The 26,926-nt window shown below is 62.4% G+C and carries 25 protein-coding genes and 2 pseudogenes; 11 read left to right on the top strand and 16 right to left on the bottom strand.

Annotated features, from left to right (window positions below):
* Positions 1-304 precede the first annotated feature (304 nt).
* A complete protein-coding gene (locus tag NKI01_RS29395) occupies positions 305-616 on the bottom strand; it encodes a helix-turn-helix transcriptional regulator (protein WP_352965634.1) in 312 nt (103 codons plus the stop codon).
* Between the two features lie 97 nt (positions 617-713).
* On the opposite strand from NKI01_RS29395, the gene NKI01_RS29390 reads away from it, so the two are divergent.
* From NKI01_RS29390 to NKI01_RS30920, 6 genes and pseudogenes are all read left to right on the top strand, one after another.
* Complete coding sequence (locus NKI01_RS29390) at positions 714-1,169, top strand: SRPBCC family protein (RefSeq protein WP_352965633.1); 456 nt, start codon at positions 714-716, stop codon at positions 1,167-1,169.
* A 203-nt stretch (positions 1,170-1,372) separates the two neighbouring features.
* Entirely contained in the window at positions 1,373-2,419 is a 1,047-nt protein-coding gene (locus tag NKI01_RS29385; RefSeq protein WP_352965635.1) for an adenylate/guanylate cyclase domain-containing protein, read from the top strand.
* Positions 2,420-3,312: 893 nt separating this feature from the next.
* Entirely contained in the window at positions 3,313-3,741 is a 429-nt protein-coding gene (locus NKI01_RS29380; protein ID WP_031194889.1) for an SgcJ/EcaC family oxidoreductase, read from the top strand.
* 901 nt (positions 3,742-4,642) lie between these two features.
* A complete protein-coding gene (locus tag NKI01_RS29375; RefSeq protein WP_352965630.1) occupies positions 4,643-5,845 on the top strand; it encodes an adenylate/guanylate cyclase domain-containing protein in 1,203 nt (400 codons plus the stop codon).
* A gap of 54 nt (positions 5,846-5,899) precedes the next feature.
* Positions 5,900-6,388, top strand: a complete 489-nt coding sequence (locus tag NKI01_RS29370; protein ID WP_352965629.1) for a tetratricopeptide repeat protein — start codon at positions 5,900-5,902, stop codon at positions 6,386-6,388.
* Between the two features lie 161 nt (positions 6,389-6,549).
* Positions 6,550-6,686 (top strand): annotated as a pseudogene (locus NKI01_RS30920) (integrase); the annotation flags it as partial.
* A 178-nt stretch (positions 6,687-6,864) separates the two neighbouring features.
* Here NKI01_RS30920 and NKI01_RS29365 read toward each other — a convergent pair.
* On the bottom strand, positions 6,865-7,014 hold the full coding sequence (locus NKI01_RS29365) for a hypothetical protein (protein ID WP_352965628.1): 150 nt from the start codon (positions 7,012-7,014) through the stop codon (positions 6,865-6,867).
* A gap of 337 nt (positions 7,015-7,351) precedes the next feature.
* Positions 7,352-7,561 (bottom strand): annotated as a pseudogene (locus NKI01_RS29360) (LacI family transcriptional regulator); the annotation flags it as partial.
* A gap of 316 nt (positions 7,562-7,877) precedes the next feature.
* Between NKI01_RS29360 and NKI01_RS29355 the strand changes: the two are divergent.
* The 3 genes from NKI01_RS29355 to NKI01_RS29345 all read left to right on the top strand — a co-directional run bounded on the left by NKI01_RS29355 (position 7,878) and on the right by NKI01_RS29345 (position 10,488).
* Positions 7,878-8,600, top strand: coding sequence for an SDR family NAD(P)-dependent oxidoreductase (locus NKI01_RS29355; RefSeq protein WP_352965626.1), 723 nt, complete (start codon positions 7,878-7,880; stop codon positions 8,598-8,600).
* On the top strand, positions 8,597-9,676 hold the full coding sequence (locus tag NKI01_RS29350; RefSeq protein WP_352919051.1) for an S-adenosylmethionine:tRNA ribosyltransferase-isomerase: 1,080 nt from the start codon (positions 8,597-8,599) through the stop codon (positions 9,674-9,676). Before NKI01_RS29355 ends, NKI01_RS29350 begins: the two co-directional genes overlap by 4 nt.
* Positions 9,677-10,221: 545 nt before the next feature.
* Positions 10,222-10,488, top strand: a complete 267-nt coding sequence (locus NKI01_RS29345) for a type II toxin-antitoxin system Phd/YefM family antitoxin (protein WP_352919049.1) — start codon at positions 10,222-10,224, stop codon at positions 10,486-10,488.
* 111 nt (positions 10,489-10,599) lie between these two features.
* On the opposite strand, the gene NKI01_RS29340 is transcribed toward NKI01_RS29345, so the two are convergent.
* The 13 genes from NKI01_RS29340 to NKI01_RS29280 form a co-directional block, all read right to left on the bottom strand.
* Positions 10,600-11,430 carry a BtpA/SgcQ family protein gene (locus tag NKI01_RS29340; protein ID WP_352483923.1) on the bottom strand — a complete coding sequence of 277 codons (831 nt, stop codon included), beginning with the start codon at positions 11,428-11,430 and terminating at the stop codon, positions 10,600-10,602.
* On the bottom strand, positions 11,427-12,335 hold the full coding sequence (locus tag NKI01_RS29335; protein ID WP_352965624.1) for a ribokinase: 909 nt from the start codon (positions 12,333-12,335) through the stop codon (positions 11,427-11,429). Before NKI01_RS29335 ends, NKI01_RS29340 begins: the two co-directional genes overlap by 4 nt.
* A 3-nt stretch (positions 12,336-12,338) precedes the next feature.
* Positions 12,339-13,109 (bottom strand): glutamine amidotransferase, encoded by a 771-nt coding sequence (locus NKI01_RS29330; protein ID WP_352790402.1) that lies wholly within the window; start codon positions 13,107-13,109, stop codon positions 12,339-12,341.
* Between the two features lie 27 nt (positions 13,110-13,136).
* Entirely contained in the window at positions 13,137-14,225 is a 1,089-nt protein-coding gene (locus NKI01_RS29325; protein WP_352965621.1) for a phosphotriesterase family protein, read from the bottom strand.
* Between the two features lie 4 nt (positions 14,226-14,229).
* The gene (locus NKI01_RS29320) at positions 14,230-15,234 is read right to left on the bottom strand and encodes an ABC transporter permease (protein ID WP_352548565.1); all 1,005 of its coding nucleotides are present in this window, start codon (positions 15,232-15,234) and stop codon (positions 14,230-14,232) included.
* Positions 15,231-16,028, bottom strand: coding sequence for an ATP-binding cassette domain-containing protein (locus NKI01_RS29315; RefSeq protein ID WP_023721835.1), 798 nt, complete (start codon positions 16,026-16,028; stop codon positions 15,231-15,233). The genes NKI01_RS29320 and NKI01_RS29315 overlap by 4 nt, the downstream gene beginning before the upstream one ends.
* Before the next feature lie 74 nt (positions 16,029-16,102).
* Positions 16,103-17,041, bottom strand: coding sequence for an ABC transporter substrate-binding protein (locus tag NKI01_RS29310; protein ID WP_352790407.1), 939 nt, complete (start codon positions 17,039-17,041; stop codon positions 16,103-16,105).
* A gap of 116 nt (positions 17,042-17,157) precedes the next feature.
* Entirely contained in the window at positions 17,158-17,769 is a 612-nt protein-coding gene (locus NKI01_RS29305; protein WP_352965619.1) for a cupin domain-containing protein, read from the bottom strand.
* Positions 17,770-18,931: 1,162 nt separating this feature from the next.
* Complete coding sequence (locus tag NKI01_RS29300; RefSeq protein WP_352965617.1) at positions 18,932-19,360, bottom strand: YybH family protein; 429 nt, start codon at positions 19,358-19,360, stop codon at positions 18,932-18,934.
* A 622-nt stretch (positions 19,361-19,982) separates the two neighbouring features.
* Positions 19,983-21,182, bottom strand: coding sequence for a mandelate racemase/muconate lactonizing enzyme family protein (locus NKI01_RS29295; RefSeq protein WP_352965615.1), 1,200 nt, complete (start codon positions 21,180-21,182; stop codon positions 19,983-19,985).
* Between the two features lie 18 nt (positions 21,183-21,200).
* Entirely contained in the window at positions 21,201-22,562 is a 1,362-nt protein-coding gene (locus NKI01_RS29290; RefSeq protein ID WP_352965613.1) for a mandelate racemase/muconate lactonizing enzyme family protein, read from the bottom strand.
* Positions 22,563-22,614: 52 nt separating this feature from the next.
* Positions 22,615-23,781, bottom strand: a complete 1,167-nt coding sequence (locus NKI01_RS29285) for a mandelate racemase/muconate lactonizing enzyme family protein (protein ID WP_352591035.1) — start codon at positions 23,779-23,781, stop codon at positions 22,615-22,617.
* 55 nt (positions 23,782-23,836) lie between these two features.
* On the bottom strand, positions 23,837-24,547 hold the full coding sequence (locus NKI01_RS29280) for a GntR family transcriptional regulator (protein ID WP_023721827.1): 711 nt from the start codon (positions 24,545-24,547) through the stop codon (positions 23,837-23,839).
* A 208-nt stretch (positions 24,548-24,755) separates the two neighbouring features.
* On the opposite strand from NKI01_RS29280, the gene NKI01_RS29275 reads away from it, so the two are divergent.
* Positions 24,756-26,234, top strand: a complete 1,479-nt coding sequence (locus NKI01_RS29275; protein ID WP_352919045.1) for an ABC transporter substrate-binding protein — start codon at positions 24,756-24,758, stop codon at positions 26,232-26,234.
* Positions 26,235-26,312: 78 nt separating this feature from the next.
* Positions 26,313-26,926 (top strand): carbohydrate ABC transporter permease (locus NKI01_RS29270; protein WP_352965611.1); only part of this gene is annotated, 614 nt, incomplete at its 3' end.

Below are 26,926 nucleotides of genomic sequence, written 5' to 3'. Positions count from 1 at the left end.
TCCAGAAGTTCCTTCTCAATAGCCATGCGATGATTCTCTCCTTTCCATCATCATGGCCTCGCGCACAGAATTCCCGACAGTCCCTCCGCGGCCCGCTGGCCGATCATCATACTGGGCGCATTGGTGTTGCGGCCGATCAACTTCGGCCGCGTCCAGGAGGGCAAGGGCCGCAAGGACCGCCACTCCACGATGTCGCCGCGACTGCACGAACTGCTCCGCGTCTGGTGGCGTGAGGGCGACGACGGGGCATGAAGCTGCCGCAGCTTGCCTGTTTCCGCGCCGCAACCCCGGTCACTGACGGGAATCAGCTACGCGTAGGAGCACCGCGCCAGTTTTGGCGCTTAGGTTCTGCGAATTTGCAGAGGTGCCGGTCGATGGTCTTTCCGCTGAGGCAGAGCTCATGAGCGATCACCTTATTCGACCTGCCGGTCGCCACCAGCCGCAGCACGTGCAGCTCGCGTAGCGTCAGCCCGAAACCAATCTCCGGTGATGCAACTGATCTCTGAGAATCGATCCTCGGGATATCGGATGCGGCACCCAACGCTTCGAACGCCTCCCGAAGCGGAGCGCATGCGCCGCGGCTGTGATCGGCGAGTGCCCATCGGAATCTCGCCACACTTGTCACTCCAGTGTCGATGTCCGATCATATTCTATCGCACGAGCAGCCAACTGGTTTATAATTGCTCCAACTGTCCCAACTATGGAGGAAGCCGATGCAAGAGGCCCTCGTCGTCCGCCGCGAGACACACATCCCGGCGCCCCCCGCTGCGCTGTTTGCCCTCCTGACCGATCCGGAGAAGATCCTGCGCTGGATGGGAACAGAGGCGCAGCTCGAGCCGCAGCCCGGCGGGCTCTATCTCGTCAATGTTACCGGGGCTCGCGTCGCTCGCGGCTCCTTCCGGGAGGTGGTGCCGGTGCACCGTCTGGCATACAGCTTCGGCTGGGAGGAGAGCGATGAGGTGCCGCCGGGATCGAGCCTGGTCGAAATCGATCTGATCGAGCAGCCGGAAGGAACGCTGCTGCGCCTGACCCACACCGGCCTGCCCAACGCCGAGCAATGCGCCGGCCATGCGGAGGGCTGGGCTCATTACCTCGGCAGGCTGGGCGAGGTTGCAGCCGGGCGTGATCCCGGCCCGGATCCCAAATACGGCCACACGGGCAGGGGGTGACGGCCTTCCGCGCACGATATCGCCGCCCGTGAGCCCGTTGCAATTTGACGGCGGACGCCGGCTCGCAGGGCGGGTCGAACCCGGCGCCATCGAGGATCGGACCGTACCAGCGCCGGGGGCGGGGGGAGGATAGATCGGCGGGCCGGCTGCGCATCGTCACGGCGCGGATGACAGGCCGGGTGCGGTGGCCGCATAATCGCGCCATGGATCTGCCCGCGCCTCTCGCCTGGGCCGGCGCCTCGGCCGCCCCCGATCGGTTTCTGGCCGAGCTCGGCGGCCGACTTCTGGCTGACGGCCTGCCGCTGGCCGGCGGCGCGCTGACGCTCGCGGTTCCGCATCCCATTATCACCCGCCGCACCTGGCTTTGGCGGGCGGAGACCGGGGCGGTGATCGAGGCGCTGAGCTTCGCCGGCGGTCCGCTCGGCCAGGCTGGGCGCGACTGGCTGGCGGAGCTCGGCCCGGTGCAGGAGGGCCCGGTTGGCCGGGCGCCGGATAGTCCGGTGCTGGGCTGGGCCGGAATCCGGCCGTTCGGCCCCGCCGAGGCTGCCCGGCTGCGCCAGGCCGCGCGCTTCGCCGCGGCGCCCCTTGCCGCACTTGCCGCGCGGGCGGCGCTGACAGCGCTACTCGAGGCTTATCTCGGCCGGCGCAGTGCCGCCCGGGTGCAGGGCGGTGCCTTGCGCCGCGGCACCGGAGAAACCATTCACGCCGCGCTGCTCTATGCCGACCTGCGCGGCTTCACCGCCCTGTCCGAGGCAACCGAGCCCGCGGCGGTGATCGCCGCGCTCGACGCCTGGTTCGACCGCGTCGCCGGTGCGGTGCACGCCTTCGGGGGCGAAGTGCTGAAATTCATCGGCGACGGCATGCTGGCGATTTTCCCGGTCACCGCTGCGCCGGCCGAGGCCTGCGAGGCGGCGCTGCGCGCCGTCGTCGCCGCCCGCGCCGGCATGGCCCATCTCGATGCGGGGCGGCAGGCGCAGGGCCTGCCGCGGCTGCCGTTCGGTGCGGCGCTGCATCTCGGCGAGATGCTGTGGGGCAATATCGGCGCGGTCGACCGGCTGGATTTCACCGCCATCGGCCCCGCGGTCAACCTGGTCAGCCGGCTGGAGGGGCTATGCCGGCCGCTCGGCCGTTCGGTGCTGATCTCGGGCGCGGTCGCCGCCGAGACCACCACACGGCTGGTGCCGCTGGGCGAACACGTGCTGCGCGGCATCGCGGCGCCCTGCACCGTCTTCACCCTGCCGGATGCGTAATCGCGGTCCTGCGGGGCGGCGGCGTCAACCGCAGATTTGGTTAGCTTGATTTTGGCCATCTAGTCGTCTCCGAATGTCAAAAACTAGGAGCAGAATAGGGGCACTCAGACCCACTGCTCCGGACTACTGCCGCTGCCGCGTGCTAGAGAAAAGGTCGAAGGCTCAAGAACGCAAGCTAAGTCCTCGCACCGTAGTGGCTTTTCGCATTTTTACTTGCAAACGGCGGACATGAACTTAGACGAAATTGGCGGGCTCTTAGTCGCCTTCCGCCCCCCTTCGGCGTCTGCATCCGGTACGGTTTCATCAAAGATGACCGACCAGACAACATCCATCAGCCTGCGGCGCCTGACGCCATGATTGTCACTTGGGGGAAGGCCGGACTGGCGCCCTGAGCATTTGTGGCGCAACTGCGACGCATGGCGTGTGCATGGAATGGCGCGAAGACACCGTCCTCGGGCAAGGTGCGGCAACGCTATCATGTCAGGATGATAGCCATCAATTCGCTCTTCTGCCGTGCAGACTTTGGTCTTCCGCTTGATTGGCGCGAACGCGACTTCCTATTCCAAGCGCGCTCGAATGCTTAGGCTCAGGTTTAAGGTGGCGGCGCATTGCGGTCTGGGCAATCAAGGGTTGAGCCTTCTTCACATGGAGAAGGCTGATCGCCAACGCCGCCATAACGTTCAACGAGTTTTGCGAATCCGTAGGCGAAGGCGGAAAGAAGCGCCAGGATAACCACTATTCGGATGGCCATAGGGGATCGTAACAGGATCCCACATTGGATGTCGCAATTCCTCCGCTGCCGGTAGTGCGTCAATTTGAAATTTGACCTTTGCCGTGTCGCATCCGGTCCCGGCTCCTATATGCTTAGCGGAGGTACGCAGGAGACGTGGGTCATGAGCGTGACGTCTGATAAGCCCGAGCATGTCGCTACCGCTTTTGCGAACGCTTGGAACCGGCATGACATGGATGAGTTTGCGTCTCTGTTCGCTTCCGATGCTAATTTCGTTAACGTCGTAGGTGTTTGGTGGAAGAACCGATCCGAGATCGAAGCGGCGCACCGCGCCACCCATGACACCATGTTTCGGGATAGCCGATTAGAAGGCGACATCTCGTCGGTTGTGGAATTGGCTCCGGGGCTTGCTTCTGTTCATTACACTTGGACGCTAACGGGAGCATTTGCTCCGGACGGCTCCCCGGCCGGGGTTAGGAAAGGCATATTGCTTCTGATTGTCCAAGAAGGGCAGTCGGGATGGCGAATCAAGGTGGCTCAGAACACGGATATTGTTCCAGGCGCAATCGCCCCAGCCGGCTCGAAAGGCTAGCTCGCGCCAACCAGAGGCGGAACAGGGCGTCCGCCAGCGAGCCTGACCACCAATACGTATGCGTGCCGGAATGCCGAATTCGACTGCTTTGATCCTCGTCACCGAGGCCGTCAGCGCAACGCGTGCCGAATTCCTGGTCTTCGCCAAGGCCTCATGGCGCCATGGACCTGAGGGTACCGGCCGAGGTGGGCGTCGTTGCGAAAGTGACTATCCTCGGCTCAGGCAAGCTCGATTTCTCCGCCGTGACAAAATGGTGAGCGGCGAAGACATGAAGCCCGAGCGGCTTGACAATAGCCGACTGAGGATGTCGGCGTGTTTGCCCAATCACATGCAACTAAGGCCATCTTGGCTCAAAGGTAGCCTTTGGCCGAGGTCGGTTCTGAATTGAAGCCGGCCTACATCTATCACGAAGTGAATGGCAGTTTTGCGCTTCAATATCGGCCGCAGAGGCGGATTTTGCTTTCGCCCAAAAGCAGACATCGCAGCTGACCATGCTGAAGGTCGCGCCCGCACTACCTGCCGACCTCAGCACCTCTAAGCGCAAACGCCTGGTGTAATGCCCGATGCGCGCGCTCGCAGGCCATCTCGCTGTTACATCGCCGTGACAAAAGCACCGCCACGGTGGCGTCAACCGGTTACACAGGGCAAGAAATATCTCCGGCCTTCTGGGAGTGACGTGTCAGCGTCTCCAGAGGCTGCGTGGGCGCGGCGACTGGAACGCTCCACGCCTCGTAAGAGGGATAGCGAAACCTCGTGAAGGCAAGGTCGAGCTGCGTTCTGCGTTCTATATCGGCGACGGCGGCGACTGGGAGAGATGGATACCATGCGCATGGGGCGTCTGGAAGTTGGCAGGACATGGACGCGGGGCGGCCCGCGTGCAGGCGCTTGGCTGAGCGGTGCAGTGACCACGCAGCGCCACCTCGCAGCGATCATGGCTTGCGACGTGGTCGGCTATTCGCGCCTGACGGAGCGCGACGAGCGCGGCACGCTCGAGCGGCTGAAGATGTACCGCAAGGACCTCCTCGAACAGCTGGTCTCTGTGCACCAGGGTCGGATCGTCAAGCTCACCGGCGACGGCATGCTGTGCGAGTTCGCGAGCGTCGTTAACGCGGTGACCTCGGCAATGGCGATTCAGCAGGCCCTGGCAGAACATGAGGCGGAGGTGCCCGAGGAAGAGCGGATTCGCTTGCGCATCGGTGTCAATCTCGGCGACGTGGTCTGCGAGGAGGACGGCGACCTCTACGGTGACGGGGTCAACATCGCCGCCCGACTCGAAAGCATCGCCGATCCCGGCACCGTGGTCGTCTCCGGCACCGCGTACGACCACCTTCAGGGCAAGCTCGATTGCGGCTTCACGCCGCTCGGCAACCTGCGCCTCAAGAACATCGAGCGGCCCGTGCGCGCCTACCGCGTCGAGACCGACGCCAGCGCCTCGGTGGCTGCATCGCCTCCCTTGCCCGAGAAACCCTCGATCGCGGTCCTGCCTTTCACCAACATGAGCGGCGACCCCGACCAGGAATACTTCGCCGACGGGCTGGTGGAGGACATCATCACGGGATTGAGTCGGGTGAACTCCTTCTTCGTGATCGCCCGCAACTCGTCCTTCACCTACAAGGGCCGGGCGGTAGACCTGCGCCAGGTCGGGCGCGAGCTGGGCGTCCGCTACGTGCTAGAAGGCAGCATCCGCAGAGCAGGATCGCGGGTGCGTATCAGCGGGCAGCTGGTGGACGCGATCAGTGGGCACCATGTCTGGACTGACCGCTTCGAGGGCGATGTGAGCGACATCTTCGACCTGCAGGACAAGGTGACCGAGAGCGTCGTCGGTGCGGTCGAACCGAGCATCCGGCTGCAGGAGATCAAGCAGGCGCGCATGAAACCGACCGAGTACATCAGCGCCTACGACCTCTACCTTCGCGCGCTGCCGCGCTTCTACAGCATGACGCGCGAAGGCTTTGCCGACGTGCGCCGGCTCACCAACGAGGCGCTCAGCATCGACCCTGGCTTCAACTTGGCGAAGGCACTCGGCGCCTATATCCGCAGCCTATCCGTGAGCCAGTGCTGGCACGAGCCCGACGATATCCGAGTCGCCGCGCGCATGGCGTGAGAGGTACTGGCGGAAGCGCGCGACGATCCCACGAGCCTACGCTTCGCCGCGCAGGTGATCGCCTACAGCGCGAAGGACTACGAGATGGCGTTGCGCACGATCGAGCGATCCCTGCTGCTCAACCCCAATTCGGCGCAGGGCCATACGGGCAGCGGCTGGGTGAACGCACATTCCAGCCGCCCGCTCGTCGCCATCGAGCACTTTCACAGGGCAATGCGGCTGAGCCCGATCGACCCCGAGAAGGGCATCGCGCTCTCCGGCATCGGGATGAGCTACCTGATGCTCGAGCGCTACGAGGAAGCGCTGGCATGGGGAGAACGCGCGCTGCACGAGATGCCGAACTACGGCTCCTCGCACCGGGTGGTGATCATGGCGCTGGTCAAACTCAACCGGCTGGACGAGGCGCAGGCGGCGGCGCGGCGTCTTATGAAGGCGTTCCCGACCTACACGCTCACCCTGCAGAGACAGATCAACCCGTGGCTGGACGAGGTGTTCGCCGAGCGTTATGTCGAGGCGCTGGGCATCTCCGGCGTGCCAGAGTGATCGTCGCAGTTGCAAAGATGCCCGGCGAGGCGACGTTCCCTTGACCTGCGTCGCTTCTGGAAGGCCAGTTCTCTGGCGGCTTGTCTTAGGACTGAGCGCGTAGAGCAGCGTGAACAGCCGGCGAGCTCTCCGTTGAATTCGCGTCGAACTTCCGGTTTCGATCCGCTTCTTATAAGGCAACAGGCAACCTCCGGGCGGTTCAGATCCTGCTTGGGCACACCGAGATCGAGAATACGGTTCGCCATCCGGATGTCGAGGTCGGGGACGCGCTCACATCGCCGAGGGAACCGAGATCTGATCACGATGGCCTCTCGACTTCGCGGAGAGGTCATCATGTTCTGAAAGCCACCGCTCAGTTACGGGGCTCGATTTCCGCAATGCGTCGCTTCACAGCCGTTCGGCATGGAAGATGGTCATCCCGAAAACCGCCGGTCCACTGTCGCCCATCAAAGGCGGAACTATGCGGCGTTGAGGCGCTAGGCGAATTTGCGCCTCGTCTCGGCGGTTGAGACGAGCTCTGCCACTTCCTGAAAGCGGTCGCTAGCGGCGATCACAAGCCAGATCCGGCCGAGCACCCAGAGGGAAAGCGCCCACCGGAGCAGCAGCCAGAGATGCGGTATTGGCATTTTCGGGCCCCCTGAATCCGGCCCGGCTGAGTTTGATGGAGAAGTTCGAACAGGCGCCAGGCATTAATCGGCAGCAGCACCAGTTCCATCAGGCTCAGGGTAAGCTGCCGATGAGGGCGCCATAGGTGGCAAAGCACAAACAGCTCAGCACCGCCGTGATGTGCAGCCACAGCATGGCTTTCATTGAGTAGGTGAGAACGGTGGAGAAGCTTCCGAGGAAGCCGATCGTCTCGGTCCAGATCATGATCATCTCTCGTTGGTTGAGTGAAGCCAACGGACCTTGGTCAGCCGGCGAAGCCGCCGTCATCGAGAAAACGTCTCCGCGTCCGCCGTTCCTCTCCTGGTCGCGGCTGGCACTGACCACGACCGAGCATTGGCCCCGGCTGCGCACATGTCCCTCAAAAGTCTGCGCCATGGCGGAGAAGTAACGATTGTCGTGGATGGGCAGCATCAGTCCGACCAGGCCCGATCGCGAGCCTCCCAAGCCCCGCGCCTGCAGATTGGTAGTGTACTGGTGGCGTTCGGCGAGGCTGAGAATTGTTTCCGCCGCCGCAACCCGATGGCGCTTGCACGGCGACACGCTTCCTTCACCGGCCTGATAATCACGGCGAACTCGGAGCCGATCGCCTCGATCGACAGCCAATACGCGGCGTCAAGACGATAAGGCGATCCGGCTCGGCATGATCGCGGCTGCGCTTGCGCCCGTTCCGGCCCGCTCGCATGCGATCAGCCCGCTGGCCGACAAGGCGAAGGTGCGCCGCGATACGTGAGTCTGGTCGGCATCGATCCACGGAATGAATGCTTGACCTCAAGTTAACTTCAGCTTGTACCAATAAGTTGTACGGATTGAAGGAGTATCGTCAATGCTGACCAACATTGATCTTCAGGGACTTCGTGTAGCAGTCACCGGCGGCACGTCCGGCCTAGGACTGGCGCTTGTCCGGCAGCTTGCCAGAGAGGGTGCGTTCGTCGCCTTCGTTGCCCGCACTGCCGCGAACGTCGAACGCATCGCTGACGAGACGGGCGCACATGGCATCGTCGGCGACGTCGGCAAAAAGGACGACATCTACCCGATCGCGTTGCAGGTCACCGCGAGCCTAGGCGGGCTCGACGTTCTGATCAACAATGCGTCGAGCCTCGGGCCCGTTCCACCGGCGCTCCTTGCCGATACCGAGTGCGAGGAGCTGGAAAAAGCGCTCGCGGTCAACCTCGTCGGCGCGTTCCGGCTGACGAAAGCACTGTTCGGTGCACTTGCCGCGTCCGCGCGCGAGGACCGTGGCGCGCTGGTGATCAACATCTCCAGCGACGCGGCGGTGAACGCTTATCCCGGCTGGGGCGCGTATGGTGCGAGCAAGGCCGCTCTTGCTCACCTGACGGCGATTTGGGACGAGGAGGCGAAGGCCGACGGCATCCGGCACCTCGCGCTCGACCCCGGCGATATGGACACCCCGCTGCACGCGCTGGCGCTTCCTGACGCCGATCCGTCGACATTGAAGCGTCCCGACCTGGCTGCTGCCGAGATCATCGAAAAGATGCTCGATACGTTGCCGGCCGGCGCAACACTTCTCGCCGAGACACGCGGATGATTGCCGCCGACCGTCCGGATCGGCGCGCCGCCAGGCTGCTCGTCGTGGAGGCGGACGGCGCGACGCGCGACCTGCCGCGCACTGAACTCGCGATACTGTTCGATGCCGGCGATCTGGTCATCGCCAATGACGCCGCGACCTTGCCTGCCAGCTTGCGCGGCACGCACCTTCCCAGCGACGAGGCGATCGAGATCCGCCTGGCAGGCTGGCTGACATTTCCCGACCCAACCAACTTCCTGGCGATTGCCTTCGGCGCGGGCGATCACCGCATGCGCACGGAAAATCGGCTGCCTCCGCCCCCGATATCACCAGGCGATCACCTCCGGCTCGGCCGGCTTGAAGCCGTCATTGAGTGCCTTCTCGACCATCCTCGCCTTCTCGAGTTGCGCTTCCCAGGCAACCGCGCAGCGGTGCTTGCAGGACTGGCGCAGCACGGCCGGCCGATCCAATATGCGCATGTTCGCGAACCGTTGGCACTTTGGAATGTCTGGACGAAGATTGCCGCCGGGCCGGTGGCGTTCGAGGCGCCATCGGCAGGCTTCGCACTCGACTGGCGCACGCTCCAGGCCTGGCGTCGGCGAGACGTGGGCTTCGCAACACTCACGCATGCCGCGGGCGTGTCTTCCACCGGGGACCCCGCTCTCGACTTGCGCCTCCCTCTCGACGAGCCGTACCGCATTCCCGAGCGCACGGCGGCGCAGGTCGCGCGGGCGAAGCTCCGCGGAAGCCGCATCATCGCAATCGGCACGAGCGTGGTGCGCGCGCTTGAGGCAGCTGCCAACCCCGACGGCAATGTGCGTGCCGGAAATGGCATTGCGACAGGGCGTATCGCGCTGGGCACGCCACTTCGCGTGGTCGATGCGATTCTAACAGGCGTCCACCAGCCTGGCGAAAGCCATTTCGAGCTCCTGCGAGCCTTTGCCGACGATGCTCTGCTCGCCAAGGCCTCCGCAGCCTTCGCCGAGCACCGATATCGCACGCATGAATTCGGCGATTCCATGCTGCTCAATCGCCAACGGCTGGATCGACCGCGCGGACAGAACCGGGAAGTGCGCGAGACGAAGCCTCTACTCTAGGCGATCCGATGATCTTGGATTTCCAGGGCTTTCGAAAACGATGTTTTGATTAAGCAATTGGTTCAAAACAACTATTTGACATTAGTAACACGACTCTAGGGGTCAGAGTTCGAATCTTGTCGCCGGGAGTCACGCGCGAGCTGCGGCTGAGACGCGGATAGGCCCGCGCCCTGCGCCGCCCGGCGGTGATCGCCACCACTGCCTATTCGCCGCGCCAGGGGCTGAGCCGGGAGCGACGATGGCGGTATTCAAATTGACGCTAATACAATATTGCCTACGCTCCAACGTTGGGCGAAAGTGTGCGCCGAGAGGCAGGAGGCCATAGTTGGCTTTAGCTTAGACCTTGCCCAAATCACGAGAGAATACCTTGCAGCTCGTGAACCGGCTCAAGGCAGCAGCTTGTGCTTCAGCCTAGGCGGAAGATGCCAGGTGGATCGTCTCTTCCACTGTAACGTTGCGTGGTTGGGAAGCAATTCGGCAAGCCTTTTTACAGAACGAAGACAGGGATCTCGCTTGCGCAATACAGGAACTCAGCAATTACCCTGATGTTTGGCGACACCCATGAATACACCTGGGATTTCATTCACGAGGCCAAGACGCATCTGTCTCGTCTCGTCGACAGGGCGGTCAAAGCTGAATCCTTCATAATTGCGAAATCCGGCAAGCCGATGGTGAAGGTCGTTGCCATAGACGCACCTGCGGCCGGCGAAATGCGTCGCGTTGGGTTTATGGCCGGGCAGTTTTCAGTTCCAGACGATGTTGATCGCATGGCCGATGAGGAAATCGGGAAGCTGTTTGGCGGCGACGCATGAAACTTCTGCTCGATGCCCATCTTTTGCTCTGGGCGGCGGGCGAGCCCGAAGAGCTCCCGCCCCTCGCGCGGGTGACTGCGGCCCTTCGGTGCGGTGGGGGGTTGAAGTCAGCTATCGCCTCAGACCACCCATGAACGCCTTTACTCGAGCAGAGTCGACTTGGTTCCACCAGACGCCGTCGTGCTTCAGCGCGCTGGCGATGATGACCCCGTCGACAATGGCGAGGATATCGTTGGCGTTGTCCGGCGTCACGCCGCTGCCGACCAACGTCGGCAGGCCGGCGGCCTGCTTGATCATGCTTATGTAGCCCAAATCGGCGGCGTGGCCGGTGCGCTGGCCGGTGGCGATGATGGCGTCGGCGTCGAAGAAGACCAGGTCTTTGACCAGTTCCTCCACTGGGCGGTCGGCGACGATGGCGTGTGCGCCATGCTTGACATGGGCATCGGCGAAAATGCGGATGCCGTTGGCGCGCAGCCTGGCGCGGTAGCGTGCCGCACGGCCCGATTCGCCTTCGACAAAGCCCTCATTGGCGACATAGGCATTCGCCCACTGATTGACGCGGACGAAGCCGGCGCCGGCGGCGCTAGCGATCGCCAAGGCCGGGATGGCGGCATTGGCCAGCACATTGATGCCGATCGGCTTGCCGAGCTCGCGGCGGATGCGGTCTGAGACGACAGCCATATAGGCCGCCGTCTCCGGTCCGATATCGTCAGGCTTGGCGAAGGGGATGTCGCCATGGTTCTCGACGATGACGCCGTCGCAGCCGCCATCGAGATAGGCCCGGGCATCGTCGAGCCCGCGCTGGTAAATCGCCTCGATCGCCTCGCCATCATAGCGCGGCGCGCCGGGCAGCGGCGCCAGGTGAACGACGCCGATCACCACCTTGGTGCGGCCGAAAAGGTCCACGAGCGCGTCGCCGCCGGATTGGCCGATCTGGGTCATGAGAGCTCCATTTGATCGATGAGCGCCGCCATCTCGGAGGCGGAAGGACAGGATGCCAGCGTGCCCGGCCGTGTCACGGCGATTGCGGCGGCGGCGAGCGCCAGCTCCAGTGCCGAGGTGACCGGCATGCCCCGGGCAAGCCCGCCGGCCAGACAGCCGCAGAACACATCGCCGGCGCCGCTGGTGTCGAGTGCTTCGACGCGCGGCGCCGGCAAGCGAAGCGGTTCCGTCTGGTCCGGACCAAGCACGAGACAGCCTTCGCCGCCGAGCGTGATCACGACAATACCTGCGCCTCTGGCCGCCAGCGCCCGCGCGGCGGCTGCCATATCGCTCTGGCCGGTCAGGGCTTGCGCTTCGGATTGGTTGACCACCAAAACCTCCGCCAGTCCGAGATCGGGCACAGATGCCGCATCGATGGGGCTGGCGTTGAGGACGGTGCGCGCGCCGTTTTCCATTGCTGCTCGGAGGCAGGCATTGGTCGCGGCGAGGGGCAAATTTCCCTGGCAGACGAGCATGTCGCCGGGCGCGATCCAGCGGGCAAGCGCAGTTTGTTTTATCGGATCGAACGCTTCGCTGCAGGCGACGCCGCTGACGATAAAATTCTCGCCGCCTCCATCGACGACGATGGTCGAGCGGTCACTCGGCAGCTCGAATTGGCTGACCTCAAGGTCGGACAGCTCGTTGTCGAGGCGGCTCCTGATCCATGCGCCAGCTGGGTCCTTGCCGAGCGCCGTCCAGAACGTCACCTCTGCACCAGTCCGTGCTGCTGCGACTGCCTGGTTGGCGCCCTTGCCGCCGAGCCCGTCGGCATAGCTCACGGCATTCAAAGTCTCGCCCGCGGCCGGGAAGCGGCCGACGCGAAACATGGTGTCGACGCAGGCATTGCCGACGACGTGGACGCGCATGGCTCAGCTCTCACCGGTCGCCCAGCCCAGCATCTGTTCGAACAGGGTCTTGTAGCCTGGCCAGGCGATGAACTGCGGCGGCAGCCAATGCGGCCCGACATCGGATGTCCAGGCCACGGTGCGGCCCTTGCCATAGTGGCCGGTGACGAGCAGCGGCAGCGAGCCATAGTCCGACGACACGGTAGCCAGAACTTCCGCACCGTCCTTCAGCCTCACCTCGTTGAAGCCGAGCAGGATCGGCCAGTCCGAACCAAGGCCCCTGAGGATGGGATGTGTCGACCCTGGTTTCGGTACGGGCGCAAAACCTTCCGGAACCTCGACGCGGTCGTCATAGGCCAAGCAGTTCACAGGCAGCACGTCCTCGACCGGCGTCTTGCGGTAGCGCGCCCCGCCGTTGATGCCCTGGAAACTATAGTAGCCGCCGAACATCAACAGACCGCCGCCGCCGCTGACATAATCGCGCAGCAGGCGCAGGCGGTTCGGTGTCGGCTTCGAGTGGACCCAGGTGTCGGGATGCAGCAGCAGCGTGTTGGCGCCGATGTCGGATAGCACGACCGCGTCATAGGCCGACAGCGCCTCCATCGTCTGCGGAAAGCCGCGCTGCGCCTCATGCGCCGGCATGAAGGTGACGTCGAAATCGGTCGCCTTCAGCGCGCCCAGCAATTCGTCGGCGCCGGTGTGGTAGGTGACGGTCGGAAACTGGTCGAAACCCTTGATATGGGTCGCGGTCGACACCCAGGATTCGCCGGCAAGCAGGATCTTCTTCTTGGACATTTGAACTCCCGTGTAATTCCAGGCCGCTTAGAGCCGCGCGAATACGCTTTTCGGATTGGCGATCAGCATGCGGTCGATGGCCGCCTGCTCGACGCCGTGGCGTTTCAGGCGCGGTATGAAATGCTTCAGGATATAGCCATAGCCGAAGCCGCCGAAGCGCGTCAGCATGATCTTGAGGAAGACATCCTGCGACAACAGCAGGCGGTCGCCGAAACCGGCCTCGACAAGGGCGGCGATGGCGCGTGCGTTCTCCTCGTCGGAGGGCGATTGCGCGTCCTGGTCGGCATAGTAATAGTCCATGCCGATCATGTCGTATTCGAGGAACGCGCCGCGCCGGGCGAGGCTTGTCTGGTAGTCGGGGTCGTCGTGGCTCGGGTTCATGTGACAGAGCACGGTATGGCGGAGATCGGCGCCCTCGGCCTCGACGATATCGAGCACCTCGTGCGCCAGCCGCTCCCAGCCCGGCAGATGGATCGACAGCGGCACGCCGGTGATGCGCGAGGCGCGCGCCGAAGCTGTCAGCGACTTGCGCTCCTCGGCGGTGAAATCCTTGCTGACGCCGACCTCGCCGATCAGCCCGGCCATGATCGGCGGCTGCGTCTCGCCGCCGCCGACATCGTTGACGATGAATTCGGTCACCGCGTCCACATCCATGGCCTTCAGCCATTCGGGATGGGTGTGCTCGAGATAGAAGCCGGTGCCCATGACGATCTTCAGGCCGGACATGCGGCTGATACGGGCGAGCTTTTCGGGATCGCGGCCGATGCCGATATTGGTGGCATCGACGACGGTGTGGCCGCCCAGTGCGCGATAGCGCTGTAGCTCTGACAGCGCCAGGTCGGCGTCGTCGAGCGAAACGTTGTCGCGGTTGACGTATGGGTTCATGCGCAACTCGCCGATGATCTCGATGTTCACCGGCTGCTCGGCGACCGCCATGTCATCGGGATGGCGGGGGCATTTCCAGCTGCGCGCGCCATCGAGCAAGATGTGCTCGTGCATCAGCGTGATGCCCATCTCCTCGACCGGAACCGGGCCGAGCACGGTCATCACATGGCCGGTTTCGACCCCGATCGCCAGCCGCTGGCCGGGCACCGCGTCATCGAACAGACCGCCCATCGGCTCAACGGCTCCGCACGGCGCCGCGGAACAGGCGGAAGTTCAGCCAGATGGCGACCAGGATGATCGTTCCGGTGACAATCGGCGTCAGGAAAGGCGACAGATGCGCCAGGATTAGGCCGTTGCCGATGACGGCCACGGTCAGCGCGCCGAGCACCGTGCCAATGATCGTTCCGCGGCCGCCGAACAGGCTGGTGCCGCCGAGCACGACGGCGGCGATGACTTCCAGCTCGAAACCCTGTCCGGCATTCGAAGATCCCGATCCAAGACGGGCAGCAATGATGATCCCGGCAAGGGCTGCCGCGGTGGCGGAAATCACATAGACGAAGAGCGTCGTCTGCCGCGTGTTGACGCCGGCGCGCCGCACCGCCTCAGCGTTGGCGCCGATGCCGGTGACATAGCGGCCGAACGGCGTCTCGTTGAAGGCGAGATAGGCGATGGCCAGGATCGCCAGCGCGATCAGCGCCGGCACCGGCACGCCAAGGAACCAGGCACGGCCCAGCACGGTGAAAGCGCTTCCGGGCTCGATCGGGATCGAATAGCCGCCGGTGATCAGCAGCGCCACGCCACGGATCACCGAAAGCCCGGCAAGCGTGACGATGAAGGACGGGATGCCCTCATAGGCGACGAAATAGCCTTGCACCGCGCCAAGCAGGGCACCGAGCGCCAACATGGCGAGGATAACGACTGGCCATGGCAGGCCGAACTGCAAGAGCGTCGCCGACAGCGTTGCCACCAGCGCCAGTACCGAGCCGACCGAAAGATCGATGCCGCCAGTGGTGATGACGAAAGTCATTGCCGCGGCGACGATCAGCAGCGGCGCCGACTGCCGCAGGATGTTCAACAGATTAGGCGACGTCAGAAAGGCGTCGGTCGCCACCGAGAAGATGATGCAGACGACCAGAAAGAACAGCGCGATCGAGACGACACTGCCATTGGCGAGCAGCGCATCGCGCCAGGTGCCCTTGCGCACTCGTGAGGGCTGGGCAGCGTGGATCGCATCGCTCATGCCGGCGCTCCACCGCGATAGCCGTTGGTGGCGGAACGCGCACTGAATTTGCGGCCGACGATCAGATTGACCACGTCCTCGATATTGGTCTCGCCGATCAGCCGCTCGGCGACATTGCGCCCTTCATACATGACCTGGATGCGGTCGCAGACGAGGAACAGGTCCTGCAGCCGGTGGGTGATCAAAATGACGCTGACACCGCGCGCGCTGACCGCGCGGATCAGTTCGAGCACCGCCTCGACCTCGGCCACCGCAAGCGCTGCCGTCGGCTCGTCCATGATCAGCACGGCCGGCTCGAACGAGGCGGCGCGGCCGATGGCGATCGACTGGCGCTGCCCGCCGGAGAGGTTTTCGACCTTGAGCCGCGTGTCGGCAATGACGATACCGAGCCGATCGAGCATCTGGCGCGTCTCGTCGTGCATGCGCTTCTTGTCGAGAAAGGAAATGCCGGCGATGCGGCGGCGCGGCTCGCGGCCGAGAAACAGATTGCCGGCGACATCGACCGTGTCGCAGAGCGACAGGTCCTGGTAGACCATCTCGACGCGCGCCGCACGTGCGTCCGCCGGCGAGCTGAAGATCACCGGCTTGCCGTCGATCTCGATGGTGCCGGCGTCGGGAACCACAGCCCCCGACAGCACCTTGCTCAATGTCGACTTGCCGGCGCCATTGTCGCCGACCAGCCCCAGCACCTCGCCCGGCTTCAGCGTCAGCGACACATCATCGAGCGTCTGGATGGCGTTGTAACGCTTTGAGATGCCGCTCATCCGCACCCGATAGGTCTGGCCACTGCTCATCTGGGATTCCACGCGATTGCCAGGTATCCGCGGCGCAGCTTCAGGCGGCTCCGCGACTCGGTCGCCGACGCAGTTTACTTGAACATCGCGCGGTATTGGTCGACATTCTTCTTGGTCACGATCGTCACCGGGATATTGATGATCGGGTCGATTTTCTCGCCCTTCTTGAGCTTGCCCAACGCTTCGACCGCGGCCTTGCCTTCGCCTGCCGGATCCTGCTGCACGACCGCCACCACCCAGCCGTCGTCGATGCCCTGAACGGCCTGCTTGGTCAGATCCCAGCCGAACACCTTGACGTCGCCGGTGCGGCCCTGGCTGGTCACAGCCGAAACGGCGCCGAGCAAGGCGGGTTCGCCGGTTGCATAGAGCGAGTTCATGTCCGGATTGGCGGTCATCAGGTTTTCCGAAGCGCTCAACGCCGTCTCCTGAACGTTCTGGCCGTCGACCGTGTCCAGGAAGGTGACGGTCTGGCCGCTTTCGGTCACCGCCTTCTTGAACCCGTCGAGCCGCTGGTTCTGGATGAATGAATTGAGTGCGCCGACGATGCCGATCTTGGCCTTGCCGCCCATCTCGGTCTTCACATAGTCGGCGTAGAATTTGCCGATGTCCTCGCCGGCCTTGGTGTTGTCCACACCTATGAACGAAACGTTGTCGCCGTCGGGGATCTGCGCGTCGATGGCGATGACGGGAATGCCGGCCGCCTTGGCCGCAGTAATCGCGGGCTTGACGCCGTTGACGTCGATGGCGACCAGAATGATGCCGTCGACTTTCTGCGTGATGTAGTTCTCGATCGCGTCGTTCTGCGCGCTCGGCACATTGTTGGCGTTGAAAATGACCAGCTTGGCGCCGGCGGCGTCGGCTGCCTTCTGCGCGCCCTCGTTGATCTGGTTGAAGAACAGGGCCTGCTGGTTGATGTTGACGAGTGCGAACGTATCGGCAAGCGCCGATCCCATGGCTGCCGAGCCCATGGCAATGGCGGCGGCACAGCCGGCGAGAAGTTTGAACAGACGCATTTTCGGTTCCCCTTGCTTGCGGACCAGACCGGCTGGTTCCCGTTGGTGCTACAGGCACGAGGCAAGCATTCAAGAGACTTGAATATTTGTCAATCCAAATGAACGCTGAGCGTTGCTCAGAAAGTCGCCGGCGTGTTGACCCAGAAGATGCTGGCGCGTTCCTTGCCGATATTGCGGTAATGATGTGGCAGCTCCGACCTGAAAACGAAGGCATCGCCGGTGGCGAGAGCATGTCGCTTGCCGTCGACGATCAGTTCGACCCGGCCAGCGAGGACGTAGCCGACTTCCTCGCCGGCATGCTGAATTGGACCTTCGCTCTCGCCGTCTGCCTCGATGTGATGGATGTTGCATTGTAAGAGGTGGCCGGCCGAATACGGGATGATGCGTTCGAGCGAGATTCCCTCGCCGCGCCGTAACGCGTCGAGCGCGATCAACGGCCGCGCGCCTGCCCGGAACACGATCGCCTCGTCGTCGTCGACCTGCTCGAACATCCAGCCGATATTGGTGTCGAGAACCTCAACCAGACGGTGAAGCATGGGCAGGGACGGCGAAGCCTTGCCGTTCTCGATCTTGGACAGCAGGCTTTCCGAGCAATTCGCAGCCGCGGCCAGGCTCTTCAGCGTCATGCCGCGTGTCTGGCGGGCGAGGCGCAGCCGAGTTCCAAGTCTCGCGGCATTTACGGTGGCGTCCGCTTCCGACTCTGGCCGCCGTCGATCGATTTTATTCATCTGTTCGCCAACCATTCAACGGTCAAGGGCAACTATCGCGCGAGCAAAAGACCTCGGCCGACGATTTGCAAGTGCTGATGCGTCAAATTCGAGACTGCAGCCGTAGCTCCCGCATCTGGCGAATGCTGCTCCCGCATGAACCGTGCCGATGATCCCGCGCCAGTTATCCCCTATCGCTTGGCTGTCCATCGTGGTCGAAATCGCCAGCCGCTACCGCGTTGCGTCACGTGGCGAGTGGACCTGGAACAACAATGCCTGCAAGACGGCCACACAGCCAATCTACACAACCACGATCGTGCCGACACGATAAAATCTGGACTGTCACTGAATTCGCGGAGTCCGCCAGAAGTCACCCGCGGCAGCGCCCTATGGAGTTACGCCCAGGGCGCGCAGGCTCTTGGTAGCCGCGACGTACTCGATAAAATCCCTGGGGCAGTGGCGCACGGCTTGAGCTTCGACAATTTTGAAGAAAGTTCAACAGAATTAATGGACTAGCGCCTTGCGGATGTGAATTGCGGAAGCGATGCGCGGTTAATGCTTTAGAAGTATAGACACATCGACACGAGGTGCGAAGAAGCAACGCCAATACAGCTGATTGGTTACGACGTATTTATTTTCGCAGATATGGTATTGCCCGTCCGGGGATTCCTGTACACGGTCCCGTGGGATGGTGAAATTATGCGGCAAATAAGTGTAACCACCGTCTACCCTGGACCGCACCGAAGACCGAGGTACGGCGCGGCAATCAGAACCACCGCAGCACTTGAATTTGGTCTGCGGGTCAATCTTGTCTTCGTACCAATCATGGGCGTTAGCGGCTGTTGCGGCGGCGATACACATTGCCGTGAAGATGAGCCTTCGCATGGCATTCCTCAAGTATCTGGCAGGCGCTGCTTGTTCGGGTTTCCATGTATATTAGCGTTCCATTGAAAATGCCATTGGCCTCCGACCGACTTAACGCAGCTCCAGCAAGCGACGGTCGCAATTGAACGACCGCGTTGGGTCACGTCATGACACACTTGCACCGACCAAAGGTCCGCTCTTGTCGCTCCGGGTTTGAAAGCCGACCTTCTGCTCTGCGCCTCACAAATCGACCGTTCACCTACGAACCCCTGCCGCGTGAAAGCCGACATCCCTATTGAGGACATTAGGCGTTCCGGAACTACGGCAAGAGATCCGTCACAGCGCGCCCACTTCCGTCCATAGCCATAGGGAAGCTGGCATGTTCGTGGATGATTTTCCAAGAACCGGCGATGCGCCTTAGCACGATGGTTCGCCGGCTCCAGGAGTCGACCTTTGTGCCATCGGTCTTAATGCCAGTCATGCGCGATAGCCCGAAGGCCACTGCAAGATCGCCGTCGATTATGAGCTGCGGGTCAGCCATGTGAACGGTGACGCCGTTGCGCCAAGTTGCAAACCAAGCATTTATCCCTTCGATGTCGCGTGCCTGTTCGCCTCGATAGGCAAGCGGCGGCGGCAGATCGAAAACCACGACATCCGGGTCCATGGCATCGACGTTGGCGCGGGCGTCCCCCTTGGCAGTTGCGTCTTCCTGGCCCCGGATGACAGACAAAACTTCCTTTTCAGACATATCGTTGCTCCTTCATTTTCTGGAATGACGAGGCCGGGGCGATCAATCCGACATCGACACGCCACCATTCGTGACAAAACATGGCCGGTCCTAGCTGCTGTTGCATCGTGGTACCAAGAGTGATGAGCCCCTCATCTGCCGGACATCGCATCATCGGGGGCACTAGTGGCCCACCGCGAGTGCCAATACGACTAAGGGCCCGACCAGCAAGATGGCTGGTCGAACGAGATCAACCGCGTTGAATTGGGGCATGGCGGGTGGCGTCTTTAGTTCAAGCCGAGTTACCAACGCGGCATGAGAATTTCGATCATTGGCTTCACTCGTGCACCGGCATTATGCCGCGTGGTTCACGAGTTAGTCGGCGTGGATCGCCTCACTTCGACCCATGAAAAAAGACAGTTTGGTGCGGTGGAAATCGGCCAATGCCGTTCGGCTAGGATTGGTGGCCCGTGACGCCGTGTGATGTGGGCCAATCCGACACATATGGCGCTTTCCAGTTCAACTTCCGCTATTCGCCCCATGTGTCCAAAAGCCGACAGTCCGCTGTCGGCCCGAAACGGTCATTCCGGTGCCAATTTGCGAGAATCAGTGCGCGTGTGCAGGGTGGCGCAAGAAGGACGGTTCAGTCGAAGAAGCCCGCATCCTCTTCCCCGAGATACTTCCTGGCTGCTTCGGCGTCGATATCGAGGCCCAGCCCCGGCGCTTCCAGCAGGTCCACCATGCTGTCCTTCACGATCTGCGACGGCAGGCCGATTACGAGATCCTCCCACCAGGGGTCGGAGGCGCTCGGGTATTCGAACGCGATGTAGTTGGCGGGCAGGGTGGCGCAGACATTGATCAGCGCGCCGAGGCCGAGAAGGCCGTTCGCGGTGCCGTGCGGTGCCATCAGGATCGAGTGCATATAGGCGTGCTCGGCGACCCATTTGAGCTCGGCAATGCCGCCAATATCGGCAGGATCGGGGCCGATGATGCGCACCGCCTGAGTTTCGATCAGCTCCTTGAAATTGTGCCGCAGATAGATCTGCTCGCCGGTATGGATTGGCGTCGAGGTGGAGGTGGTCAGCTCCCGATAGGCCTGCGGATTGACCCACGGCACATAGTCGCCGGTCAGCATGTCCTCGAGCCACATCAAATTGTACTTCTCGACCGCGCGCGCGAACTTGATCGCATCGGGCAGCATCCAGCCCGGGCCGCAGTCGAGCGCCAGGCTGACCTTGTCGCCCAGCACTTCCTTCATCGCGATCACGCAGTCGAGCATGTGGTTGAAACCGCGCTCGCTGATCACGCCCTGATCCATGGCGCCGTGATAGCCGGCCTTCTTCTGCGTCACGCCGTAGTGAAAGCCCTCGATGGTGTCCTTCATGTCGGAGTGGAACGAGATTCCCTGCTTGATCATGAAGAAGTTCTGCGGCTGCTCCATCATCCATTTGACGTCAGCGGCGTAATCCTCCGGCCGGTCGCCCGTGCGTTTCTGGCGGATCGAGCCGTTATAGACGCGCACCTTGTCGCGCACCTTGCCGCCGAGCAGTTTGTAGGCCGGCACGCCTGCGGCCTTGCCGGCAATGTCCCACAGCGCATGCTCGATAGCGCTTACCGCCGCGCCATAGGGCTTGAAAGAGCCGCGTTGGCGGATCTTCAGCATCACCCGCTCGACGTCGGTCGGGTCCTCGCCGATTAGTGCCTCGCGGAAATGCAGGACCCAGGGCTTGAGATAGGTCTTGGTGAACTCGACTTCGCCCAGGCCATAGAGGCCCCCGTCGGTGACGATGCGGACGATGGGATGCCTGCCGATGACGGCGCAGCGGAGGTCGGTGATCTTCATGTTCGGTTGTTTTTCGCCTCAGCTCCAGGTGCGGTCCCAGGAATACTCGTCGTCCCAGTGATCCATGGGCTGCCAGATGCCGGTGACACCCGGCTGCAGATGCTGCGAGATCACCTCGTCGACGACGTCGTCAATCCCCAGGCCAGGTTTGTCCGGAACAGTGATAAAGCCGTCCTTCACGAGCGGCTTGGAAACGCCGGCGACGATATCGTCCCACCAGTCGACGTCGGCAGAGTGGTATTCGAGCGCCATGAAGTTTTCGGTCGCGGTCGCGACATGTGCCGCGGCCATTGCGGCGATAGGACTTTCGGCCATATGGATGGCCATGGCGACGCCGTGATCCTGTGCCATGTCGCCGATCTTCTTGGTCTCCAGAATGCCCCCGCTGGTGAGCAGGTCTGGGTGGATAACGGAGAGGCCGCCGCTCTTGAGCAGAGGCTCGAAGCCCTCCTTAAGGTAGATGTCCTCGCCGGTGCAGATCGGCACCGTGGTGGCGGCCTGCAGTTGTCGGTACTGCTCGGTGTACTGCCATGGGATCACATCCTCGAGCCAGGCTGGCACGTATTTTTCAATCCGCCTGGCGAGGCGAATACCGTCCTGCAGTGAGATGTGGCCGACATGGTCGATGGCGAGCGGAACATCCATGCCGATAATTTCGCGAACCTCGGCAATGTACTGCTCTAGCAGATCGAGGCCCTTGTCGGAAAAGTGGAGGCCAGTAAACGGGTGGGGGACATTATGCAAATCATACGCGGCATTGCGGGCGCGCCGCTCCTCCGTGGTCTTGACCGGGCCACGGCCGGGGTGGACGCGGTACCCTTCAAGTGAGCCGGCAGGGGATACGACCGCACCGGGTACATCCGCGATCTGCATCAGCCCCAGATCCATCTTGAGGAAGGTGAAGCCAAGCGCCATGCGCTGCTTGAGGCGCTTGCCGGTCTCGGTGCCGCTCGGCACGGTCGCATCGGTATCGCAATAGAGGCGCACCTTCTCCCGAAACCGGCCGCCGAGCATCTGGTAGATGGGCACGCCATACGCCTTGCCGGCGAGATCCCACAACGCGATTTCGACCGCCGAGACGCCGCCGCCTTGCCGGCCGTGCCCTCCGAACTGCTTGATCCGGCGAAACAGGCGGTCGATGTCGCAAGGGTTCTCGCCAAGCAGCCGGCTCTTCAGCATCAGCGCGTAGGTGGCGCTGGCGCCGTCGCGCACTTCGCCAAGTCCGACGATGCCCTGATTGGTGTAAATCTTGAGCAGGGTTGAGGTGAACGGCGCGCCGACGATTTCGGCTACCCGCATGTCGGTGATGCGAAGCTGAGATGGCTTGGAGTTCGCGTTCACCCGATTGAGCGCCTCGTCGGCGCCACCTGTCTTTGCCATGACTTATCCTCGTTTTCGGCTTGTCGCCCCGCACCCTGGCCATAGAGTGTTGCTAGCCCAGCTCAATCTCGTGGGCCTGCAGATAGTCGCGGTCCATCTCAATACCGAGACCAGGCTTCGACGTCAGCTTGAGGCTGCCGTTCGAAATGTCGAGCGGTCTGTCGATCAGGTGATCGTATTTGCCCAGGTTCCACTCCGACGTTTCGAGTTTGTAGAAGTTGGGGACAGTCATCATCACCTGCGCTCCCGCAACCACATTGATCGGTCCCGCGGCGTCATGTGGCGAGACCGGGACGTAGTAGGCTTCGCAAAGGGCAGAAATCTTCTTGAGTTCGGTAATGCCGCCGGTCCAGGTGACGTCGGGCATGATGTAGTCGGCGAGCTTGTTCTCAAGTACCGGCACGAAATCCCACTTCGTGTGGCCGCGCTCGCCCCACGAGATGGCGGTATTGACCTTCTCACGCACCTGCTTGAGGGCGTTAAGGCTCTCGGGCGGGCAGGGCTCCTCAAACCAGTCGATCTGACCGGCTTCCTCGAGACTTCGACAGAGGCGAATGGCGGTGGGAACGTCGAAACGGCCATGCGCATCGATGAGAATGTCGACATCGGGCCCTGCCGTTTCACGGATCAGAGCCGTGAGTTCGGCGGCTTCGCGCTCGTCCTTGCGGGTCATGCTGCCATCGAGATAGCCGTCCCGCTGTTCGCGAGGCAGGCCATCGGCGCTGCGACCCTGGTGCGGGTACGGATCGAACTTGAGCGCAGTGTGTCCGGATTCGACGACGTCTAGAATTTCGCGGACCACGGCTTCCTTGCTGGTGAATTTGGCTTGGTTGGGATGGGTGTAGAGCGCGATTTCATCGCGTACCGGTCCGCCCAACAGCTCGTAAATCGGCTTGCCGAGGACTTTGCCCCGGATGTCCCAGAGGGCTATGTCGATGGCGCTCACGCATTCGACGGCGGCGCCGCGGCTTCCCATGTAGGTGAAGCTGCGGAAGATCTTGTGCCAGAGATGCTCGATACGCGCCGGATCCTCGCCTGTCACGGCGACGCCGATCTGCCGCAGGATCGTGCAGAGCGCGCGGTTGGCGAGCCTTGTGGTGGTGGTGATCTCTCCCCAGCCACTCACTCCCTCGTCGGTCGTCACTTCGACGAACAGGAACTCTCCCCAATAAGAAGCATCGGACTTGATCAGCCACGGCCGAATGCTCGTGATTTTCATCTCAACAACCTTTGTCTGAGAATGGTCAGCCTAACGAGGTTCTGGACTGGACATTCTATCCGGCCCGGGCGGCGTTGCGCGCACGCATCTGTTCGAGAATATGCCGGCCCGAGCCCTCGACATGGCGGGAGACGAGTTCGGCCGCCTTGTCGGCCTCTCCCGCCTTTACGAGCGCGATGAGCTCGCGGTGCTCGCGCATGATCGCGGCACGTCGCGCCAGCGTGAAGTTGAAACGACGGCTCACGGCTCGCAGCACTTCGCGATGCTTCCACCAAAGCTCGGCGGCGTGGCGGTTATAGTGCCGCTGGTACATCACGGTGTGGAAAGCGGTATCCAGCTCACTGTGCCTGAATGTGTCGGCGAAGTTGTTCTCTTCAATCAGGCCTTGGAGACGTTCGAGTTCGGCAATGTCCTCGCCGGTAGCCATATTCACAAACCATCGTGTCAGGGCTGGCTCGATCAGAACACCGATCTCGTAGATATCCCGGACAAAATCCTGATCAATGGGTCGGACGCGTGCCCCGCGGTTGGCGACAAAGATGACAAAGCCTTCGCCGCGCAACAGCTGCAGGGCCTCGCGCACAGGATTGGTCGAGGTGCCGTGACGCCGGGCGAGATCGGTGACCACAAGCCGTTCGTTGGCGGCGAGCCGTCCCTCGATGATGTCTTCCCTAATCAATTCATAAAGCGAGGCGCCCTCGCTGGAGGCTCCGATGGGATCGGTGCCCACAGGTGGCATAGCTTTGAAATCGCTTATTTCGGCCAAGGCCGGCTCCCTAACTTAATACATACCTTGCCCGATATCACACACGGCTTTCGCAAACAATGTACGATCCTGCGCGTTGACAGGCAATCCATGATCTGAAAACGTACCAAGGGATCGAGAGGATACATTGAGCATTCTCGCGATCGAAACGAGCAAGGACCGCTTTGCCTTGGCGCAGGGCGGCATGGGAGAACCAGGGAGGATACCTATGACGAGGATTACGCTCGGCAGTGCGATCCTGCGCGGCACTGTCGTCACTGCTTTGATGGCATCCCTGATGCCCACATCGGCGCTGGCTGCGCCACCGGTCGACCTCAGCAAGTGGTCGCCGGAATATGTGCGCTCCATCGCCGGCACACAGGATTTTGACACGGCGGCCGATTGCGCCAAGGTCACCCCGCTCGACTACAAGGGGCGGCTGACTTTCTGGTATCAGGGCGTGTTCGAGGGCGACCCCGACCTCCTGCGCCAGTACTATAAGGATTTCTTCGAGACCTTCCGCAAAACCTATCCGAACATCCAGCTCGAGGAACAAGCCCTCACCTATAACGACCTTCTCGACAAGTTCCGCACGGCGCTCCTGGGCAATGCCGCGCCGATGGCGGTCCGCCTGCAAATCCTGGGTGGTACCGAGTTCGCCTCAAAGGGCTATCTGGCGCCGCTCAAGCCAGAGGATGTGGGGTATTCGACCGAGGATTTCTGGCCCGGCGCCATGAAGGCCGTGACCTGGGAGGGCGTGACCTACGGCATTCCGACCAACAACGAGACGATGGCGTTCATCTGGAACGCCGACATCTTCAAGCGTGCGGGCCTCGATCCGGACAAGGCTCCGGCAACCTGGGAAGACGTCGTCAAATATTCCAAGCAGATCCACGACAAGCTCGGCATTGCCGGCTACGGCCTCGTGGCGCGCAAGAATGCCGGCAATACGCCGTACCGTTTCATGCCACAGCTGTGGGCCTATGGCGGCGGCGTCTTCGACGAAGCCACCGCGAATCCGACCTATGAGCAGGTCCAGCTCGATAGTCCCCAGAGCAAGGCGGCGCTGCAAGCCTCCTACGACATGTATGTTCGCGACAAGTCGGTTCCGGTTTCGGCGCTCACCAACCAGCAGGCCGATAACCAGCCCCTGTTCGTCGCCGGCCAGCTCGGCATGATGATCTCGCACCCGTCCGATTACAACGTCATGCTCGACCTGCAGAAAAAGGCGACGGGCACCGACAAGGACAAGGCGCAGACGGTCATCGACAACATGCGCTACGGCCTGATTCCAACTGGCCCCGACGGCAAGCGCGCCGTCGTGTTCGGCGGCTCGAACATTCACATCCTGAAGCCCGAATATGTCGAGGGCGGCAAGGTAGACGAGCCGGCTGCGAAAGCTATCATCTGCATGTGGACGAGCCCTGAATGGTCGCTGAAGATGGCCTACGCCGGCTCGAACCCGGGCAACCTTAACGGCTTCAAGACCAAGTGGATGAAGGAACGTCTGGACAACATCAAGTTCCTCGACGTCACCACCTCGATGCTGCCATACGGCATTCCGTTCCCAGCGCTACCGCAGGCCCCCGAGATCATGAACATCATCATCCCGGACATGCTACAGAATGCCCTGACCGGAGCAATGACCGTCGACGAGGCAGCGGACGACGCGGCCAAGAAGGTAAAAGACCTGATGGGCGGACTCTAGTCCAAGCCTGACCTACGACCTGACCGGCTGCGCTGCTGGCGCAGCCGCCTCGTTCCGAAGAATAAAGGCACGCCACAAGTGACGATCGTGACCGGCAAGGCCGAGGCTCGCCGAAAATTGCAACCTGGCAGGTCCGGCGCGCTGCGGAAGATCTGGGAGCATCGTGCGGACTACGCGTATGTGCTCCCAGCGATCGCCGTGATGCTCATCGTCATCGCCTATCCGATCTACTACACGGTCGAGCTGTCGTTCTTTAAGACACCGCCCGGTCTGCAGCTCCGTGACAAGACGTTCATCGGCTTCGACAATTACACGACCATCCTCACAAGTCAGGTATTCTGGAAAGTCACCTGGAACACACTGATCTGGACACTGGGGTCAACTTTCATCTCCTTTATCCTGGGGTTTGCCACAGCGCTGGCGCTCCACCGCGACTTCATCGGCCGTGGTGTCTTGCGCGCTATCCTGATCATCCCTTGGGTCATCAGCGCCGTCGCCGCCTCCTATATCTGGAAGTGGATCTACCATTCGGACTTCGGGATCATCGGCGCGGTGGGGGGGGGGGGGGGGTTGGGGGGCCCCCGGGCGCAATTGATGGACAAAGTGGGGCCGGGGGGGGGCGCCCCGGGGGGGGGGATTTTTTGGGGGGGGGTTGGGGTTTGGATGGTGGTTGTGTGTGGCGGGCGGGGGCC

The sequence above is a fragment of the Mesorhizobium sp. M0815 genome, assembly GCF_040319995.1.
Classification (GTDB): domain Bacteria; phylum Pseudomonadota; class Alphaproteobacteria; order Rhizobiales; family Rhizobiaceae; genus Mesorhizobium.
This window is presented reverse-complemented; position numbering and strand designations above follow the sequence as displayed.

Coding starts and splice junctions, on each gene's coding strand:
- NKI01_RS29305 (WP_352965619.1), bottom strand. CDS start 17,769: ATGAATAAAATCGATCGACGGCGGCCAGAGTCGGAAGCGGACGCCACC.
- NKI01_RS29340 (WP_352483923.1), bottom strand. CDS start 11,430: ATGACCCAGATCGGCCAATCCGGCGGCGACGCGCTCGTGGACCTTTTC.
- NKI01_RS29350 (WP_352919051.1), top strand. CDS start 8,597: ATGATTGCCGCCGACCGTCCGGATCGGCGCGCCGCCAGGCTGCTCGTC.
- NKI01_RS29355 (WP_352965626.1), top strand. CDS start 7,878: ATGCTGACCAACATTGATCTTCAGGGACTTCGTGTAGCAGTCACCGGC.
- NKI01_RS29275 (WP_352919045.1), top strand. CDS start 24,756: ATGACGAGGATTACGCTCGGCAGTGCGATCCTGCGCGGCACTGTCGTC.
- NKI01_RS29295 (WP_352965615.1), bottom strand. CDS start 21,182: ATGAAGATCACCGACCTCCGCTGCGCCGTCATCGGCAGGCATCCCATC.
- NKI01_RS29285 (WP_352591035.1), bottom strand. CDS start 23,781: ATGAAAATCACGAGCATTCGGCCGTGGCTGATCAAGTCCGATGCTTCT.
- NKI01_RS29390 (WP_352965633.1), top strand. CDS start 714: ATGCAAGAGGCCCTCGTCGTCCGCCGCGAGACACACATCCCGGCGCCC.
- NKI01_RS29290 (WP_352965613.1), bottom strand. CDS start 22,562: ATGGCAAAGACAGGTGGCGCCGACGAGGCGCTCAATCGGGTGAACGCG.
- NKI01_RS29310 (WP_352790407.1), bottom strand. CDS start 17,041: ATGCGTCTGTTCAAACTTCTCGCCGGCTGTGCCGCCGCCATTGCCATG.
- NKI01_RS29365 (WP_352965628.1), bottom strand. CDS start 7,014: ATGCCAATACCGCATCTCTGGCTGCTGCTCCGGTGGGCGCTTTCCCTC.
- NKI01_RS29325 (WP_352965621.1), bottom strand. CDS start 14,225: ATGGGCGGTCTGTTCGATGACGCGGTGCCCGGCCAGCGGCTGGCGATC.
- NKI01_RS29380 (WP_031194889.1), top strand. CDS start 3,313: ATGAGCGTGACGTCTGATAAGCCCGAGCATGTCGCTACCGCTTTTGCG.
- NKI01_RS29330 (WP_352790402.1), bottom strand. CDS start 13,109: ATGTCCAAGAAGAAGATCCTGCTTGCCGGCGAATCCTGGGTGTCGACC.
- NKI01_RS29315 (WP_023721835.1), bottom strand. CDS start 16,028: ATGAGCAGTGGCCAGACCTATCGGGTGCGGATGAGCGGCATCTCAAAG.
- NKI01_RS29335 (WP_352965624.1), bottom strand. CDS start 12,335: ATGCGCGTCCACGTCGTCGGCAATGCCTGCGTCGACACCATGTTTCGC.
- NKI01_RS29385 (WP_352965635.1), top strand. CDS start 1,373: ATGGATCTGCCCGCGCCTCTCGCCTGGGCCGGCGCCTCGGCCGCCCCC.
- NKI01_RS29300 (WP_352965617.1), bottom strand. CDS start 19,360: ATGTCTGAAAAGGAAGTTTTGTCTGTCATCCGGGGCCAGGAAGACGCA.
- NKI01_RS29320 (WP_352548565.1), bottom strand. CDS start 15,234: ATGAGCGATGCGATCCACGCTGCCCAGCCCTCACGAGTGCGCAAGGGC.
- NKI01_RS29345 (WP_352919049.1), top strand. CDS start 10,222: ATGTTTGGCGACACCCATGAATACACCTGGGATTTCATTCACGAGGCC.